The 17,312-nt window shown below is 71.3% G+C and carries 17 protein-coding genes; 12 read left to right on the top strand and 5 right to left on the bottom strand.

The annotated features are described in order from the left end of the window. Positions 1 to 52 precede the first annotated feature (52 nt). Positions 53 to 1,351, top strand: coding sequence for an SUKH-4 family immunity protein (locus ACZ55A_RS12380; protein ID WP_468838097.1), 1,299 nt, complete (start codon positions 53 to 55; stop codon positions 1,349 to 1,351). Between the two features lie 135 nt (positions 1,352 to 1,486). On the opposite strand, the gene ACZ55A_RS12375 is transcribed toward ACZ55A_RS12380, so the two are convergent. Then, positions 1,487 to 2,425 carry an RNA polymerase sigma factor SigF gene (locus ACZ55A_RS12375; RefSeq protein ID WP_468838095.1) on the bottom strand — a complete coding sequence of 313 codons (939 nt, stop codon included), beginning with the start codon at positions 2,423 to 2,425 and terminating at the stop codon, positions 1,487 to 1,489. A 261-nt stretch (positions 2,426 to 2,686) separates the two neighbouring features. Between ACZ55A_RS12375 and ACZ55A_RS12370 the strand changes: the two genes are divergently transcribed. From ACZ55A_RS12370 to ACZ55A_RS12345, 6 genes are all read left to right on the top strand, one after another. After that, on the top strand, positions 2,687 to 3,055 hold the full coding sequence (locus ACZ55A_RS12370) for an STAS domain-containing protein (protein ID WP_468838093.1): 369 nt from the start codon (positions 2,687 to 2,689) through the stop codon (positions 3,053 to 3,055). Between the two features lie 173 nt (positions 3,056 to 3,228). After that, on the top strand, positions 3,229 to 3,732 hold the full coding sequence (locus ACZ55A_RS12365) for an ATP-binding protein (protein ID WP_468838091.1): 504 nt from the start codon (positions 3,229 to 3,231) through the stop codon (positions 3,730 to 3,732). Positions 3,733 to 3,998: 266 nt separating this feature from the next. Beyond that, the gene (locus tag ACZ55A_RS12360) at positions 3,999 to 4,706 is read left to right on the top strand and encodes an LPXTG cell wall anchor domain-containing protein (protein WP_468838089.1); all 708 of its coding nucleotides are present in this window, start codon (positions 3,999 to 4,001) and stop codon (positions 4,704 to 4,706) included. A 126-nt stretch (positions 4,707 to 4,832) separates the two neighbouring features. Beyond that, positions 4,833 to 5,783, top strand: a complete 951-nt coding sequence (locus ACZ55A_RS12355) for a COG1470 family protein (protein WP_468838087.1) — start codon at positions 4,833 to 4,835, stop codon at positions 5,781 to 5,783. 50 nt (positions 5,784 to 5,833) lie between these two features. Next, positions 5,834 to 6,862 carry a hypothetical protein gene (locus ACZ55A_RS12350; RefSeq protein WP_468839112.1) on the top strand — a complete coding sequence of 343 codons (1,029 nt, stop codon included), beginning with the start codon at positions 5,834 to 5,836 and terminating at the stop codon, positions 6,860 to 6,862. Beyond that, positions 6,862 to 8,271, top strand: a complete 1,410-nt coding sequence (locus tag ACZ55A_RS12345) for a hypothetical protein (RefSeq protein WP_468838085.1) — start codon at positions 6,862 to 6,864, stop codon at positions 8,269 to 8,271. Before ACZ55A_RS12350 ends, ACZ55A_RS12345 begins: the two co-directional genes overlap by 1 nt. A 77-nt stretch (positions 8,272 to 8,348) precedes the next feature. Here the strand turns inward: ACZ55A_RS12345 and ACZ55A_RS12340 are convergent, their stop codons facing one another. Next, positions 8,349 to 9,878, bottom strand: a complete 1,530-nt coding sequence (locus ACZ55A_RS12340) for a peptide MFS transporter (RefSeq protein WP_468838083.1) — start codon at positions 9,876 to 9,878, stop codon at positions 8,349 to 8,351. 527 nt (positions 9,879 to 10,405) lie between these two features. Here ACZ55A_RS12340 and ACZ55A_RS12335 point away from each other — a divergent pair. Together ACZ55A_RS12335 and ACZ55A_RS12330 are read left to right on the top strand one after the other, a co-directional pair. Continuing rightward, positions 10,406 to 11,086, top strand: a complete 681-nt coding sequence (locus tag ACZ55A_RS12335; protein WP_468838081.1) for a response regulator transcription factor — start codon at positions 10,406 to 10,408, stop codon at positions 11,084 to 11,086. Positions 11,087 to 11,101: 15 nt separating this feature from the next. Beyond that, positions 11,102 to 12,352, top strand: coding sequence for an ATP-binding protein (locus tag ACZ55A_RS12330; protein WP_468838079.1), 1,251 nt, complete (start codon positions 11,102 to 11,104; stop codon positions 12,350 to 12,352). Between the two features lie 25 nt (positions 12,353 to 12,377). Here the strand turns inward: ACZ55A_RS12330 and ACZ55A_RS12325 are convergent, their stop codons facing one another. Continuing rightward, the gene (locus ACZ55A_RS12325) at positions 12,378 to 12,887 is read right to left on the bottom strand and encodes a GtrA family protein (protein ID WP_468838077.1); all 510 of its coding nucleotides are present in this window, start codon (positions 12,885 to 12,887) and stop codon (positions 12,378 to 12,380) included. 134 nt (positions 12,888 to 13,021) lie between these two features. After that, the gene (locus ACZ55A_RS12320) at positions 13,022 to 13,453 is read right to left on the bottom strand and encodes a protease inhibitor I42 family protein (RefSeq protein ID WP_468838074.1); all 432 of its coding nucleotides are present in this window, start codon (positions 13,451 to 13,453) and stop codon (positions 13,022 to 13,024) included. A gap of 206 nt (positions 13,454 to 13,659) precedes the next feature. Between ACZ55A_RS12320 and ACZ55A_RS12315 the strand changes: the two genes are divergently transcribed. The 3 genes from ACZ55A_RS12315 to ACZ55A_RS12305 are packed head-to-tail and all read left to right on the top strand — an operon-like array spanning position 13,660 to position 16,528. Beyond that, positions 13,660 to 14,802: a 5-(carboxyamino)imidazole ribonucleotide synthase gene (locus ACZ55A_RS12315; protein WP_468839109.1), complete on the top strand. Its 1,143-nt coding sequence runs from the start codon at positions 13,660 to 13,662 to the stop codon at positions 14,800 to 14,802. After that, positions 14,799 to 15,335: a 5-(carboxyamino)imidazole ribonucleotide mutase gene (purE, locus tag ACZ55A_RS12310; protein WP_468838071.1), complete on the top strand. Its 537-nt coding sequence runs from the start codon at positions 14,799 to 14,801 to the stop codon at positions 15,333 to 15,335. The genes ACZ55A_RS12315 and purE overlap by 4 nt, the downstream gene beginning before the upstream one ends. Next, a complete protein-coding gene (locus tag ACZ55A_RS12305) occupies positions 15,332 to 16,528 on the top strand; it encodes a dipeptidase (protein WP_468838069.1) in 1,197 nt (398 codons plus the stop codon). The genes purE and ACZ55A_RS12305 overlap by 4 nt, the downstream gene beginning before the upstream one ends. A 44-nt stretch (positions 16,529 to 16,572) precedes the next feature. Here ACZ55A_RS12305 and ACZ55A_RS12300 read toward each other — a convergent pair whose 3' ends face one another. Beyond that, positions 16,573 to 16,941 (bottom strand): VOC family protein, encoded by a 369-nt coding sequence (locus ACZ55A_RS12300; protein WP_468838067.1) that lies wholly within the window; start codon positions 16,939 to 16,941, stop codon positions 16,573 to 16,575. Positions 16,942 to 17,312 lie beyond the last annotated feature (371 nt).

Below are 17,312 nucleotides of genomic sequence, written 5' to 3'. Positions count from 1 at the left end.
CCGCCGCCCGGGACGGCCCGCGAGTGTCGGACCCCCCTGTCACCATGGGTGCATGAGCAACGGGGTGGAGGAACGGGCCGCGCTGACGGACCGGGTACTGGACGATCCGGCGCTGCTGCTGGACGCCGGGCGGGCGGCGGTGCGGGCACACATCGAGGGCATGACGTCCGCGCCGCACGCGGGCCGCGAGGTCTTCCAGCAGGCCGAGGCGGTGTTCGGCAGCGCGGAGGTCTCCCGCGCCGAGTTCGCGTCCTGGCTGCACTTCGCGGCGAAGGCGCTGGGCCATGACGCGTACGCCGAGCGGATCGCGGCCGCCGCGCCGGGGATGCCGTGGCGGACGGTCTGGGCGTGGTGGCGGCCGGTCGGGACGTATGCCGCGCACCCGAATCTGACCTATCTGAACACCCTCGGGTGGCAGAGGCACAACGGCCGTGCGCTGCTCCGGGTGAAAGGCGCCTGGGAGAACACCTGGCTCGATCTGGAGACCGGGGCGCAGGTGCCGGGCCCGCCCGAGGAAGCCGTCGCCGACCTGCGCTTCCGGTACGACGCGAAGGACGAACAGCACCTGGCCAACCGGCAGCTGTCCGCGCCCGAGGCATGGGCGGACGCCAAGGCGCTCGTCGGTGAGGACGGCCGGACGCGCTATCTCGTGGCGGACACCTGCGGCCTCGCCCTCCTGGAGACCGACCCTGCGGTGCTGGACACCTGGCCGCGCGGCCGGATCGACCACGACTCCTCGGAGGAGGGCACACCCGGACGGATACCGGCTGCCCCCGCCCCCACCGGCCCGCTCACCGCCGCGCGGCTGGACGCGGCCTTCGCCCCCATCGACGTCGTCCGCACTCCCGAGCACAAGCTGCCGGCCGCCCTCGAACACCCCGCGAGCCGGGCCCATTTGCGCGATGTCGGGCTTCCGTCGTGGTGGGCGTGCGCCTGGACGACCTTCGAGCCGTGCCCGGCGGAGACGATGACGCCGCCGGACCAGGACGCCCTGGAGAGCGTCGGCCTACCGGACGGCTGGGAGGCCGCCGATCTGCTCACCCTCGGCTCCAGCGAGCACGGCGAGCTGTATCTGCACCGCCGCGAAGGCAGCGTCCACATCGTCTCGGAGGACGACAGCGACCTCGTGCAACTCTCCCCGGACCTCGACCACTTCACCCGCGTCCTGGAGGGCGTACGCCGCTATATGGACGCCTGCTGGCACCCGTACCCGGACGAGGACGGGCCGGTCGCCTTCCTCGACGAGATGGATGCCCTTGCGCCGGGTGCGGTCGACTCCGATGCCCCGGGCGCGGTGATGTGGAGTTACTTCTTCGCCGGTATCACGGAGTTGAACGAGGACGGCTTCTAGGGAAGGCCCTCTGGCCCCGCAGGGGACGGGCGACACAGCAGAGGAGGGCCCGTCCCGGGAAACCCCGGGGCAGGCCCTCCTCTGCGCGGGCGGGTGCCGGCCACGGTGGGCCGGCAGCGGACGACCGCGGGTCCCTCACTCCTCGACCATCAGCCCCTTGCGGAGCCGTCCGAGGGTGCGGGAGAGCAGACGGGAGACATGCATCTGGGAGATGCCCAGCTCCTCGCCGATCTCGGACTGCGTCATATTGGCGACGAAGCGCAGCGAGAGGATCTTGCGGTCGCGCGGCGGGAGTTCGGCGATCAGGGGCTTGAGGGACTCGACGTACTCGATGCCCTCCAGACCGTGATCCTCGTAGCCGATGCGGTCCGCCAGCGCGCCTTCGCTGTCGTCCTCCTCGGGCTGGGCGTCCAGCGAGCTCGCCGTGTAGGCGTTGCTCGCGGCCATGCCCTCGACGACCTCGTCATTGGTGATGCCGAGGCGCTCGGCGAGTTCGTGCACCGTGGGGGCGCGGTCGAGCTTCTGCGCCAGTTCGTCGCCGGCCTTGGCGAGGTCCAGCCGGAGCTCCTGAAGACGCCTCGGTACCCGCACCGACCAGCTGGTGTCGCGGAAGAAGCGCTTGATCTCGCCGACGATGGTCGGCATGGCGAACGTCGGGAACTCGACCCCACGGTTGAGTTCGAAGCGGTCGATCGCCTTGATCAGGCCGATGGTGCCGACCTGGACGATGTCCTCCATGGGCTCGCTGCGCGAGCGGAAGCGGGAGGCCGCGAACTTCACCAGGGCGAGATTGAGCTCGACCAGGGTATTGCGGACGTACGCGAACTCGTGGGTGCCTTCCTCGAGCGATTCAAGCCGCTCGAAGAGGGTCTTGGACAGAGCCCTCGCGTCCACCGGACCCACCTCGTCGAACGGCGGGATCTCGGGCAGGTCGTCGATCTCAGGGATGCCTGCCGCCTCGGTGTCGGCAGGGGACATCTGGGAAGGGATGTGCCCGGTCGGGTCGGACAGGGGTGTCGACGATGCGGGCTGCCGGGTGTCGTCGGTGCGCAATTCGTCGAGCCGGGGTGACATGGTCTCCTCCATCGTTCTCGGCATATGGCTGCCGATGCCTCTACGTGAAGCTGCGGTGTGCGGCGCCTCCAAAGCCGGCCGTTTCGAATGTGTCCTTACTACGCCTACCTGGCTTTGCCTGAAGATGGCAAGTGCGTGTTGTCCGTATATTGGGCAATATGCGGATTGTTCGGCTACCAGCGCGCGTCAGGAAGGCGTAGGGTTCGACGAGCGCAGTCATGAGCAATCCAGGCGTCTAGACAGCAAGAGGGGTGCGCGCGCATGGACCGCGGGACGGTCGGCAGTGCAAGCCGGGGGCGGCTTCACGTCGAGATCCGCCATCACGGCGCCAGCGCGGTCGTGACGGTTGCAGGTGAGCTTGATCACCACACCGCAGATTTGTTGCGTGAGTCACTCGAAGGCTGCGTCGACGACGGCTATGCACGCCTGGTGGTCGACTGCTCACCCCTTGAGTTCATGGACTCCACCGGACTCAATGTGCTGCTCGGCGCGCGTCTGAAGGCGGAGGCCGAGGGGGGTGGGGTCCACTTGGCCGGGATGCAGCCGGTGGTGGCCCGGGTCTTTGAGATCACCGGCGCGGAGGCGGTCTTCACAGTGCACGACTCCCTCGATGCGGCGTTGGCCGACTGACATGACATCGGTGCCCGGAAGGATGCATTCCGGGCACGTAGTACGTGTCACAACTTCCGTACCCAACAAGTGGGTGTTCTCACCGTCCGGTCGGGCAGGAGACACCTGAATCCGTTGCAATCAGTCAGTTATCTGTTCTCCGTGAATAGGCGAATCGGTGAGGTGAAGCGCTGATGAGCACCACCCGGCCGTACCCGCCGGGCGATCTCGGCCCGGAGTCGGGCGGCGCCGGTGCTTCCGCCGCCGTTCCGGCCACCGCCGTGCCGGCGGGCCAGATCCGCCGGCTGCGCCTGGCAGGCACCCGAGGCGCCGTGGCACGGGCCCGTGACTTCGCCCGGCAGGCCCTGCACGACTGGGGCTGGCTGCCGGCCGCCAACGCCGATCAGCGCGCCGCGGCCGAGGATGTGCTGCTGGTCGTCTCGGAGTTGGTCACCAACGCCTGTCTGCACGCCGAGGGGCCCGAGGAACTGCGGCTGCGCTGCACCTCCAAGGTGCTGCGGCTGGAGGTCTCCGACCTGGGCACGGGCGCGCCGGCGCCGCGCAGCCCGCACCGTCCGGGCCGCCCGGGCGGCCACGGGATGTTCATCGTGCAGCGGCTGTGCCTGGACTGGGGTGTGGTCCGCAACGCCGACGGCGCCGGCAAGACCGTATGGGCGGAGCTTGCCGCACCGTCCTGACGGGCGGGCCGAGGTGGCCGGGAAAGAGTGAGCGCGGGTCTGCGGACCCGCGCTTCGTCGTTCCGCGGGCAAGGCCCCGGCCGGGCGCCGGATACGGCCGGATCGTGGCGCCGGCAGGCCGGAAATCCCCCGCTGCCACGGGTCCGTACCGATCGGAGCTGCGCTGTGCCTTCCCTCGGCAAGGTCCCCGGCGTACCTTGAGCGGCCAATCTGATGTGCCGTCAGTAACGTGCGGCGGTGCGCCCACCGGGAGAAGGGGATGGAAGGTGGCCCGCTTCTACGCAACGCACGGCAGGGGTCCGCGCAGGGCGGCCGGCCTCGCCGCCGCCCTGACGATGGCGGCGGGGGCCGCGGTGGTGTTCACCGCGCCGGCCGCCCACGCCGATGTCGTCGACGTCAACTACCAGTGCAGGACACCGATCGGGAACAAGGGCGCGGTCTCGCCCATCGACATCAAGAGCACCCCCAGCGGGGGCGCGTACAAGCTCGTGATGTCCTTCGAGAAGGGCGTCTCCTCCAGCCCCGTGGAGCTGGGCAAGGGCGCCATGAAGCCGAGCGCGCTGATCAAGCTGGGCGGGGCGGAGAGCGGTACGGTGCCGGTCGCCGGGCCGACCAACGACCAGGCGATACCGGCCAACACCCCCATCAAGATCAGCGACTTGAGCGGTACGTACACCCCCAAGGGCAGCGGCAAGGTCACCTTCACCGCCTCCACCCTCACCATCAAGGCGCTGGGCACCACCACCACCTGCACCCCCAGCAACAGCCCGAAGCCCTCGCTGACCCTGGACGTGAAGGGCTCCGGCGGCAGCGGCGGCTCCGGGGGCGCGGCCACCGGCGGCTCCGCGGGCGGCGAACTGCCGCGGACCGGGCCCGCGGACTCCGTGATCGCGCTGGGCACCTTCGGCGGCACGGTGCTGCTGGCCGGTGCGGCCGGTGTGCTCTGGCTGACCCGCCACCGGCAGCGCGTCTGACGCCCGACCCGCAACGCCCGTGCCTGCCGCGCACACGTCCGTCCCGCAGCGTCCGCGCCTGCTGTGAACGCATCCGTACGCGCTGTGCGCAGCAGGAGCGGGCACCCACCGCACCAGGAGCCGCCGATGCCGATCCGTCCTCGCGCCGCGCTCCGCGGTGCGGTCCTCGCGACCGCCGCCGCGCTGCTGTGGCCCGCCCCGGCCGCGGCCGCACCGGCGGAGCGGGGCTGGTCCGCCGCGCCCGCGCCCGCGGCCGGGGCCGAACCCGGCCCGCAGGCCCGCCCGTACTTCTACCTGGAGGGCGGGCCGGGCGCCGTTCTGAACGACCGGCTCGCCCTCAGCAACCCCACCGGCCACGCCGTCACCGTCCGGCTGCGCGGCTCCGGTACCGGCTCCTGGCTCGCGCTCGCCTCGACGGAGGTCAGGGTCCCGCCGCGCACCCGCGCGAGCGTCCCGTTCACGGTGACCGTGCCCGCCACCGCGGCCCCCGGCGAGCGCCCCGGCGCCATCGTCGCGACCAGCGGCGCAAGGGACGGCCGGCGCACCGCCGTACCGGTCCATCTCCGGGTGACCGGGCCGGCGCTGTCCGCGCTGACCGTGGAGAACGTGGCGGTACGCGGGCGGGGGAGCGCGGCGGTCATCCGCTACACGCTGGTCAACCGCGGCAACACGGCACTCACACCGCGGCTTGCGGTACGCGCCGACGGGATCTTCGGGTCGGTGCTGCGCCGCGCCGCCCGCACCCTGCCGGTCACCCTGCGGCCCGGACAGCGCGTCGACCTGACCGAGGACTGGCCGGACCCACCCGCCCTGGACGCGGTGGAGGTGGCGCTCACGGTGACGGCACCGGGCGGAGCGCACGGTTCCGCCACCGCCTCGTACCCGGCGGTCCCGTGGGCCGCCGTGGCCGGGGCGTCGCTCGTACTGGCGGCGGGGACGGGCGGCCTGGTGGCCGTACGGCGGCGCCGCCGCGCACCGGAGAGGGACGTCCGGGCCACCCCCCAACGGCCCGTGGGCGGCCGAACGGCCGGGGCGGCAGGGGACCTGGCGAGCATGGGGTCAGGGGCGCGAGCGTGAACGGCGGGACGGGGACGGCGGCCGGCAGGTGGACCGCGAAGGGCGTCGGCATCGGCACCGGCACGCCCGGGCGGCGGGCCGCGGCCGCACTGGTCCTGTGCGCGGCGCTGGCCCTGGCCCTGCTGCCGGCCGCCGCGGCGGGCGCAGCCACCACGGCGGTACGGGCCGACGGCCGCCCCACCCTCCGGCTCTCCGCGAAGGAGGCAGGAAAAGGCGGCAGCATCACCGTGACCGGGCGCGGCTGGCGGCCCAAGGCCCTGCTCACGCTGCTGATCTGCGGACAGAACATGATCGGCGGCACCAACTCCTGTGCGAACGGGGACGGCCGGGCCGTCACCACCGACGCCCGGGGCACCTTCCACCGGCGCCTCCCGGTCGCCGAGCCGCCGAAGCCCTGCCCCTGTGTGGTGCATGTGGCCACCGTGACGGGTGCGGCGGCCGCCGCGGATGCCGCGTTCAGGGTCGCGGGCCATCCGGTGGCGCCGCTGCCCAAGGAGAGCACCGGCGGCCGGCTGACGGTGCTCGCCCCGCCGCGGCTGACCGGCAGCAGCGGCCTGCTGACCTGGTTCGGCGCTCCGCCACAGCGCGAGCTGATCGTCACGGTCGGCAATCTCGGCCCGGCGCCGGCCAAGGACCCGGTCTTCCAGGTCGGCACCTCGCACGGCGTCTTCGCGCCGGAGTGGGAGGAGCAGCAGTGGCGGGGGACCGTACCCGCCGGGAAGAAGGCCGAGGTCAGGCTGCCGGTCGAGCTGGCCGCCGGCGCACACGGGGACTATCTGGTCTCCCTCAAGTACGGCGACAAGGTCCTGGTCGAGCAGCCCTGGGGGGTCGGCAGACCCTGGGGCGTGACGCTCTTCTGGGTGCTGCTGTGTCTGGTGGTCCCGACGGCGGTGTTCCGCATCGGGATGGCGCTCGTGGACCGGGTCCGCCCGCGCCGTACGGCAGGCACTGCCCGCACCGCCCGCAGACGTGGCACCACGCCGGCCGGCGGCTCCGCCGCGCTGCCGTGGTTCACCCCGGACACCGCACCGTCCACCACCACATCAACCGAACGACCGACGTCGAAAGGTTCTGCGTGATGAGGCAACGGAGGAGAGCCGCGGTGGCCTCGGCGGCCGCGCTGGCGCTCGCGGGCGCGGGCATCATGACCGCGGCCGGTACCGCCCGGGCGGCGGAGGTGTCGTACGCGACGAAGTGTGTGCCGCCGCCGATATCGGGGCTGCCACCGATCGAGGGCACCACGAAGGTGGACGTCAGCGCGCCCGCGACCGCGAAGGTCGGGGACGAGATCACGGTGGTCTGGAAGACCGTCGAGGCGGCGTCGAAGAACCCCGACATCCTCGACCTGGGGGAGAACACCGTCCAGCCGACCGGCACGCTCAAGGTGGCGGGTGCGCAGAGCGGTGAGCTGACGGTGCAGGGACCGCGGCAGAATCCGCCGATCCCCAAGGGCGGCGCGATGAAGCTGTCCGACATGACGGGGAAGCTCAAGCTGGACAAGCCCGGTGAGATCACCCTGACGCCCGGTTTCTACAACATCAACGTCAACCGGCCGATCTCCACGGACACCAAGTGCTCGCCCACGGAGACGGTGAAGCCCGCGGTCACCATCAAGGTGACCGACGGCGGGGGCAGTTCGGGCGGCACGTCGGGCGGCACGACCAGCGGCACGTCGGGCGGTACGACGTCAGCGGGTACGTCCTCCGGAGGCGGCACCGACGGCGGGACCACCGACGGAGGCACCAGCGCCGGCACCTCGGGCGCTTCCGGCGGCAGCGGCGGCTCGACCGGCGGCAGCGGCGGAGACCCCGACGGCACCGCGTACAAGGGCAAGGAGATCAAGGTCCCCTACGCCTGCAAGACCCCCATCGGGGACAAGAAGGCGACCTCGCCGGTGCAGATCAACGCCGTGAAGAAAGGCGGCAGTTACGACCTCACGGTGCAGTTCAAGAAGTCCGTCATGGACAGCCCGGCGGACATCCCCAAGGACTCGGTCAAACCGTCCATGGACGTCAAACTGGGTGGCGCGGACAAGGGCTCGGTCAAGGTGACGGGCCCCACGAACCCGGGGCCCATCAAGGCGGGCGACCCGATCGCGATCCCCGATCTGAAGGGCACCTACAAGCCGGGCGCCACCGGCAAGGCCACGCTGACCCCGGGCGTGCTCACCGTCAACGCCCTGGGCACGACCACCACCTGCACCCCGGAGAAGGACCCGGGCGTCTCGCTCACCCTGGACACCTCGGCGCAGCCGGGCGGTACCTCCGGCGGCGCGACGGGCGGCTCCCCGGGCGGTGCGGCGGCCTCCGGCGGCAGCGCGGCCGGACCGGCCAGTGTCTCGGGCGGCAGCGGCAGCGGCGGCGGCCTCGCCGAGACCGGCGCGAGTGAGCACGGCGCGCTGACCGCGCTCGGCCTGGTCGCCGGCACGGTCATCCTGCTGGGCGGCGCGGTCTTCACCTTCACCCCGCGGCGGCGGCTGCACCGCTAGGAAACGGCCGCCGGAACACCGGAAGGGCCCGGTACGCCGCAGCGGCGTACCGGGCCCTTCCATGGTTGCGGGTCGCGTCAGCGGACATCGCCCATGAGCGCGACGATCTTCTTGCGGCTCAGCCACACCGCGAAACCGGCCAGCACCGCCATTCCGGCCTCGACGGCCAGCACCGGGGGACCGCTCAGGTCCGCGCCGGCGGTGGACAGCAGAGTGGTGATGCAGTCGCCCGCGGTGACGGCCAGGAACCACACGCCCAGCATCTGGCTGGCGTACTTCTGCGGCGCCATCTTGGTGGTCACCGACAGGCCCACCGGGGACAGGCACAGCTCGCCGATGGTCTGGATCATGTAGATGGAGAGCAGCCACATCGGGCTGACCTTCGAACCGTCCGAGGCCATCATCATCGGGACGATGAAGACGAAGAACGAGGCGCCGATGAAGAACATCGCCATCGCGAACTTCACCGTGGTGCTCGGCTCGCGGTCGCGGCGCGCCAGCCGCAGCCACAGCCAGGCGAAGACCGGTGCGAGGGCCATGACCCACAGCGGGTTCACGGACTGGAACCACGAGGACGGGAAGCTCATCCCGAAGACCTCGCCGTTCGTCTTCGTCTCCGCGAAGACGGACATCGTCGAGCCCGCCTGGTCGAAGATCATCCAGAACACGGCGGCGGCCACGAAGAACCAGATGTAGCCGCTGACCTTGGTCTGCTCGGTGTCGGTCAGCTCCTTGTCACGCTTGATGCGCGCCAGGACCGTGATCGGAATGATCAGGCCGAGCAGGGCGAGAGGGATCAGTGCCCAGTTCAGGGTGAAGTGACCGGTGAAGCCGATCACGCCGTAGCAGACCGCGGCGACGGCGACCCAGATCAGGCCCTTGCGCAGCCACGTGGCGCGCTCCTGCGACTGAAGCGGGGTCGGCACGACGCTGGACTTCGGGTCCAGGTGGCGGGTGCCGATCAGGAACGTCACCAGGCCCAGGGCCATACCGAGCGCCGCCAGCGCGAAGCCCAGGTGCCAGTTGACGCTCTGGCCGACGGTGCCGATGACCAGCGGCGCCGCGAAGGCACCGATGTTGATGCCCATGTAGAAGAGGGTGAAGCCGCCGTCCCGGCGCGGGTCCTGGGGACCGTCGTAGAGGTGGCCGACCATCGTCGAGATATTGGCCTTCAGCAGCCCCGAGCCCATCGCGACCAGCGCCAGACCCGCGAAGAACCCGGCCTGACCCGGTACGGCCAGTGCCAGGTGGCCGGTCATGATGACACCCGCCGCGATGGCGACGGTCTTACGAGGGCCCCAGATGCGGTCGCCGATCCAGCCGCCGGGCATCGCCAGCAGATAGACCATCGCCACATAGATGGAGTAGATGGCCGAGGCGGTGGCCGCATCCATGGCCAGACCGCCGCCCTGGGCGCCCTTTTCGGCGTCCGGGCCGCCGGAGATCAGATAGACGACGAGCAGGGCGCGCATGCCGTAATAGCTGAAGCGCTCCCACATCTCGGTCATGAAGAGAGTGGCCAGTCCCCGGGGGTGGCCGAAGAAGGTCTTGCCGCCGTCCACAGGGTTCCCCTGCTGGGCAGCGTCCTTCGTCAGGCTGGACGCCATGATGCTTCCTTGCTGCTCGGGACGCGTTCGAAGGCCGCTACGCGCCCTGTCTGTGGGGGGTGACCGGCACCGGCGCGGACCGTGCCCACCCCACGCCCGGGGGCCGGCACCGCTCGACAACCGCCGAGGCAGCACCGCAAGGACGGTCCGACACCGGGATCCACGCCCCCCGTGCTGCTCGCGCGACGGACCCGGTCGACAGGTCATTCACTGTGTACCGGGGCCGGCCGTCACCGGCCCCCGCACACAATGAGGGACCGGTGACGACAGTGCCGTCACGGTCCCGGGGTTGTGCGTTGGACGTTTTCGGACACCATACGTCTGGATCCGTCCCCATCGGCATCGGTGAGACAACGCTCACACCGATGCGGGGAACCATGTGCGCCCCTTCGGACGACCGCGCCCGCCCGCCCGTGTGCGCCCGCACCGCGGGCAGTTCACGGCGGCGAGGGCGCAGGAACGGTCCGCCGTCGGCCATCCGTGCTGGTCCGCCCCTCGGCCGCGGGACATCGGACTACCATCGGCCCATGACCCGTGTACTGCTCGCCGAGGATGACGCGTCCATCTCGGAGCCGCTCGCCCGCGCACTGCGCCGCGAGGGTTACGAAGTCGAGGTGCGCGAGGACGGACCGACGGCGCTCGACGCCGGTGTCCAGGGAAACATCGATCTCGTCGTCCTGGACCTGGGGCTGCCCGGTATGGACGGCCTGGAGGTCGCCCGCCGGCTGCGCAACGAAGGGCATTCCTTCCCGATCCTGGTGCTCACCGCCCGCGCCGACGAGGTGGACACCGTCGTCGGCCTGGACGCCGGCGCCGACGACTACGTCACCAAGCCCTTCCGCCTCGCCGAACTCCTCGCCCGCGTACGGGCCCTGCTGCGCCGCGGCTCCTCCGCCGAGCCCCAGCAGCCGCCCGCGACCCACGGCGTACGCATCGACGTCGAGTCGCACCGTGCCTGGATGGGCGAGGAGGAACTCCAGCTCACGGCGAAGGAGTTCGATCTGCTGCGGGTCCTGGTACGGGACGCCGGCCGGGTGGTCACCCGCGACCAGCTGATGCGCGAGGTCTGGGACACCACATGGTGGTCCTCCACGAAGACGCTCGACATGCACATCTCCTGGCTGCGCAAGAAGCTCGGGGACGACGCCGCCAACCCCCGCTACATCGCCACCGTCCGCGGTGTCGGCTTCCGTTTCGAAAAAAGCTGAAAGAGCCAGGAGCCCGTGCGCCGCCGCCTGATCAACTCCACGCTCGCCGTGGTGCTCGTCGTGATCGCCGTCTTCGGTGTCTCGCTCGTCATCGTCGAGACCCGCACGATCCAGGCCGGTGCGCAGGAGAGCGTGGCGTCCGAGGCGGTCCGGCTCGTCGGCATAGTGGAGAGCCGGCTCGGCAGCGGCGAGAAGATCACCCCGGATGTGCTGTCCGAGCAGATCACCGCCAAGCGGCACGCCGAGATCAAGGTGCCCGGCAAGGCGCCCATCGAGATCGGGCACCGTCCGGCGGGCGAGGTCATCGAGTCGACGGTGCACGGCGACCGCGGTGAGTCCGTCACCGTCCAGGAGTCCCGCTCCACGATCAGCTCGGAGATCGGCCGGACGCTGCTGGTCATCCTGGCCGTGGCGCTGCTGGCGATCCTCGCGGCCGTGGTGCTGGCCGTCCGCCAGGGCCGCCGGCTGACCGCCCCGCTCACCGACCTCGCCGAGACCGCCGAACGGCTCGGCTCCGGTGACCCCCGCCCGCGCCACCGGCGTTACGGCGTCCAGGAACTGGACCGGGTCGCCGATGTGCTGGACGCCAGCGCCGAGCGGATCGCCCGGATGCTCACCGCCGAGCGGCGGCTGGCCGCCGACGCCTCCCACCAGCTGCGGACGCCGCTGACCGCGCTGTCCATGCGGCTGGAGGAGATCACCGTCACCGACGACCCGGACACCGTGAAGGAAGAGGCCACCATCGCGCTGGCCCAGGTGGAGCGGCTGACCGATGTCGTCCAGCGGCTGCTGACCAACTCCCGTGACCCGCGCACCGGCTCCGCGGTCGCCTTCGACCTGGACGAGGTCGTCAAGCAGCAGATCGAGGAGTGGCGGCCGGCCTACCGCAGCGCCGGGCGGGCCATCGTCCGCTCCGGCAAGAAGGGCCTGCGGGCCGTCGGCACACCGGGCGCGGTCGCCCAGGTGCTGGCCACGCTGATCGAGAACTCGCTGATGCACGGCGCCGGGACGGTCGCGCTGCGTACCCGCGTCACCGGCAACCAGGCGGTCGTCGAGGTGACCGACGCCGGGCCAGGAGTCCCGGCCGACCTCGGCTCACGGGTCTTCGAACGGACCGTCTCGGGCCGCAATTCCACCGGACTCGGGCTGGCCGTCGCCCGGGACCTGGCGGAGGCCGACGGGGGGCGGCTGGAGCTGCTCCAGCAGCACCCGCCGATCTTCGCGCTCTTCCTGGCCCGCGAGGCGGAGCCGGCCCCCGACGCCTGAGGCGCGGCGGGAGCGTGCGCGCCGGCTACTTGCGGGAGCCGCTGCGCGGCTGCTGCGACCCGTCGGCGAGGAAGGACTCCGCGGTCTCTATCGCCTCACGCGCCGGCAGCGTACGGAAGACCCAGGTGCGGTAGGACCAGAAGCGGAAGAGCGTGGCGACGCCGATGCCGAGGAACTTGAAGAAGTTGCTCTGGAGCGGGCTGTCCCAGTGGAACCCGTACGTCGCGACGTAGAGCAGACCGTTCTCGATCACCAGGCCGGCCGCGCTGAACAGCAAGAAGAGCGTCAGCTCTCTGGTGCGGCCCCGCTTGTCGCGGTCGCGGTAGGTGAAGTAGCGGTAGCCGAGGTAGTTGGTGCCGGTGGCCACGATCGTCGCGATGATGCTGGCCCGGACGACGGGCACCTCGGTCAGCTGCCGTACGAGGTTGAAGACCGCGAAGTTGACCACGACGCCCGCGCCGCCGACCGCGCCGAACTTCACCAGCTCCCGGATGAGCGCCTCCAGCCTCGACCGTAGTGCGCTCCGTTCACTCATGGTGATCGTTCAGCTCCCCGACGTGGGCGGTTTCGCGGCCGTCAACCCTGGTCCGCTCCCTCATGCTAACCACGCCCGGATGGCGGTGCCCCTCTCCGCGCCATTCCGCACAACGTCCCTTTCGGGCAGGGCGGTCAGCCGACCCGGACACGGAAGTTGAGGGTGCGGGCGCCCGGCTCGTCGGCTGCGCCGCCGGCGCAGTGTCGGCAGCGCAGCAGCCGTAAGTCCGCGCGGCCCGGACGTACGGCCTCGAAGTCGAGGTAGCGGACGGGCCCGTCACCCGTCGGGGGCGCACCGTCGGGGACCTGGCGCCCGCCGGTGGCCTTCAGGACGTGCGGATCGGGGCGGGGGTCGGCGATGATCCAGCGGTAGCCGTCGGCCGGGTCGTCGGCGACCCGCACGCTGAAGCGGTCCCCGGCGGAGACCGCGATCTCGGTGTCCCCCGCGCCGAAGACCTTCGGCGCGGAGAGTTGGCTGAAAACGGAGTGCAGGGCGATCAGCAGTCCGGCGACCGCCACGGCGATCACCCCTGACCTGACGCCCCTCGCTATGCCGCCGTGCTCCATCCGGCCTCCCCTTGGCCGGGCCGGAGCCCGGCACCCGTCGCACACCCGTACCCGACACTAATGCGCGGTTCCGGCCCCCTCGCCGCCCCGCATCGCTCTTCGGCCGCACCACTTCGAACGTGTGACTTCAGAGGATCATCCAAGCCGGGGTCGGGGCAGCGGTGCCGTGCAGATACCCTGGGGGCGTGACTTTCCCGGTAGTCGGCATGGTGGGCGGCGGTCAGCTCGCCCGTATGACCCACGAGGCGGGTATCCCCCTCGGCATCAAGTTCAAGCTCCTCAGCGACACTCCGCAGGATTCGGCGGCCCAGGTGGTCAGCGATGTCGTCATCGGCGACTACCGCGACCTGGACACGCTGCGTGCCTTCGCGCGGGGCTGCGATGTGATCACCTTCGATCACGAGCATGTCCCCACCGAGCACTTGCGGGCCCTGGAGGCGGACGGCATCCCGATGCGGCCCGGCCCCGAGGCGCTGCGGCACGCCCAGGACAAGGGGGTGATGCGCGCCAAGCTGGACGCGATCGGCGTCCCGTGCCCGCGCCACCGCATCGTCTCCGACCCGGCCGATGTGGAGCGCTTCGCGGCCGAGATCAGCGGGGGCGGCGCGGAGCGCCTCGGCGGTTTCCCGGTGGTCCTCAAGACCGTCCGCGGGGGCTATGACGGCAAGGGAGTCTGGGTCGTACGATCCTCCAAGGAGGCCCAGGAGCCCTTCCGCGCCGGGGTACCCGTCCTTGCGGAGGAAAAGGTCGATTTCACCCGCGAGCTGGCGGCCAATATCGTCCGCTCCCCGCACGGCCAGGCGGTCGCCTACCCCGTCGTGGAGTCCATCCAGGTCGACGGCGTCTGCGACACCGTGATCGCACCGGCACCCGGCCTCGCCCCCGAGCTCGCCGGCCAGGCCCAGGAGCTGGCGCTGCGGATCGGCAAGGAGCTCGACGTCGTCGGCCACCTGGCCGTCGAGCTCTTCGAGACCGCCGACGGCCGCATCCTGGTCAACGAGCTCGCCATGCGCCCGCACAACTCCGGCCACTGGACCCAGGACGGCGCGATCACCTCGCAGTTCGCCAACCACGTCCGTGCCGTGCTCGACCTCCCGCTCGGCGACCCGCGCCCGCGCGCCCGCTGGACGGTGATGGCCAACGTCCTCGGCGGCGACTTCCCCGACATGTACACCGCGTATCTGCATTGCATGGCACGGGACCCGCAGCTGAAGATCCATATGTACGGCAAGGACGTCAAGCCCGGCCGTAAGGTCGGACACGTCAACACCTACGGCGACGACCTGGCGGATGTGCGCGAGCGCGCCGCACACGCCGCCGGCTACCTGCGAGGAACGATCACCGAATGATTACCAGCTCCCCCGTGGTCGGCATCGTCATGGGCTCCGACTCCGACTGGCCCGTCATGGAGGCCGCCGCCCAGGCCCTCGCCGAGTTCGAGATCCCCCACGAGGTCGATGTCGTCTCCGCGCACCGCATGCCGCGCGAGATGGTCGCGTACGGCGAGGACGCCGCCGACCGCGGCCTGAAGGTGATCATCGCGGGCGCCGGGGGAGCCGCCCACCTCCCCGGCATGCTCGCCTCGGTCACCCCGCTCCCGGTCATCGGCGTCCCCGTACCGCTCAAGTACCTGGACGGTATGGACTCCCTCCTGTCCATCGTGCAGATGCCGGCCGGGGTGCCGGTCGCCACCGTCTCGGTCGGCGGCGCCCGCAACGCCGGACTGCTCGCCGCCCGGATGCTCGCCGCCCACGACACCGAACTCCTCGGCCGGATGCGGGACTTCCAGCAGGAACTGAACGAGCAGGCCACCGAGAAGGGCAAGCGGCTGCGCACCAAGGTCGCCAACCCCGACGGCTTCGGCTTCGGCGGCGCCAAGTGAGCTCCTCCCGGGACACCGCCCGGGACCTGCTCGCCCGCTGGCCCGTCGTCGACGGCCACAACGACCTGCCCTGGGCACTGCGCGAGCAGGTCCGCTACGACCTCGACCGCCGCGACATCGCCACCGACCAGTCCGCGCATCTGCACACCGACCTGCCGCGGCTGCGGGCCGGCTGCGTCGGCGCGCAGTTCTGGTCGGTCTACGTACGCGCCGACTACGCGGGCGATACGGCGGTCAGCGCCACCCTCGAACAGATCGATGTGGTACGGCAGTTGGTCGCCCGCCACCCCGGCGAGCTGCGCCTCGCACTGACCGCCGACGACATGGAGGCGGCGCGCGCGGAGGGCCGGATCGCCTCCCTCATGGGTGCCGAGGGCGGCCACTCCATCAACAACTCCCCGGCCACCCTGCGCGCACTGCACCAGCTGGGCGTGCGCTATATGACCCTCACCCACAACAACACCATCGACTGGGCCGACTCCGCGACCGACGAGCCCCGCCACCAGGGCCTGTCGGCCTTCGGCGAGGAGATCGTCCGCGAGATGAACCGCTGCGGGATGCTGGTCGACCTCTCGCACGTCTCGGCCGACACCATGCGCGACGCGCTGCGCGTGAGCACCGCGCCGGTGATCTTCTCGCACTCCTCCGCCCGCGCGGTCTGCGACCACCCCCGCAACATCCCCGACGACGTGCTGGCCCAGCTGCCCGCCAACGGCGGCGTCGCGATGGCCACCTTCGTACCGAAGTTCGTCCTCCCCGAGGCCGTCGAGTGGACCCGGCGCGCGGACGAGAACATGCGCGCCCACGGCCTGCACCACCTCGACACCACCGAGGCCGGGATGGCGGTCCACCGCGCCTTCGAAGCCGCCAACCCGCGACCGAAGGCCACCGCCGCCACCGTCGCCGACCACCTCGACCATATGCGCGAGGTCGCCGGCATCGACCACCTCGGCATCGGCGGCGACTTCGACGGCACCGCCTTCACCCCGGACGGCCTCGACGATGTCGCCGGCTACCCGAACCTGATCGCCGAACTGCTCGACCGCAACTGGTCACAGACCGACCTGGCCAAGCTGACATGGCAGAACGCGGTGCGGGTACTGCGCGCCGCGGAGGACGTCGCACGCGAGGAGCAGCAGCGGCGCGGCCCGTCCCACGCCACGATCGCTGCGCTCGACGGCCTTCCCACGTAGTCGCTTTCCCGCCGTGCCTCGTCCCGCCGTTGCCCCTGGCGGGGCTACTTCAGACAGAGACAGAACGGGTGCCCGGCCGGGTCGAGATAGACCCGGAAGTCGCGCACGCCCTCGTCGTGCTGGACGAGCTTGGCGCCGCGCGCAACAACCTTGTGCTCGGCCTCGTCGATCCGCGACGCCGGTACGTCGAAGTCGAGGTGCAACTGCTGGGGCACGTCCTGGCCCGGCCACTGCGGCGGCCGGTAGCCCTCGGCCCGCTGGAAGGCGAGCACGCGCCCGTCCGGCCCGGCCACCTCGACCCAGTCGCCGTCCCCTCCGGTCACCCGCCAGTCGAGCACCTCTGCGTAGAACCCGGCGAGCGCCCGCGGGTCGGGACAGTCCAGTACGACAACACCGAACGTGATGAGGCTCATGCCCCTTACCTTCCCACGCGTTGGGGGGCCTTCCCACGTTTTTGGCTGTCCCGCCGTGGTGGTTGTTCGCCGTTGCGCCTGCGGCGGGCTGTGCCGCTGCGCGGGGCTGTCGGGTGCGGTGACGGACCTCCGGCGCCTTGTTTGTGGACTGCTTCGCTTTACGTCCACAAACAAGGCCCCTCCGGCCCGTCCCCTCCCGTTGTGGGGAAGGGAAAGGCCGGTGGGGGTGCACGTAAGAGATCACGTGCACCCCCACCGGCCTCTACCACCCACTCACGGGAGGGGCCGCGCCGCAGGACGAAGTCCGGAGGAGCGGCACCGCACCCGACAAACCCACGCCCGCCGCCAGGCGCAACGGCGGCAAACCCACA

It is taken from the genome of Streptomyces sp. NPDC034111 (assembly GCF_055575375.1).
The sequence above is the reverse complement of the archived record's forward strand: the minus strand, read 5'-3'. Positions and strand labels throughout refer to the sequence as shown.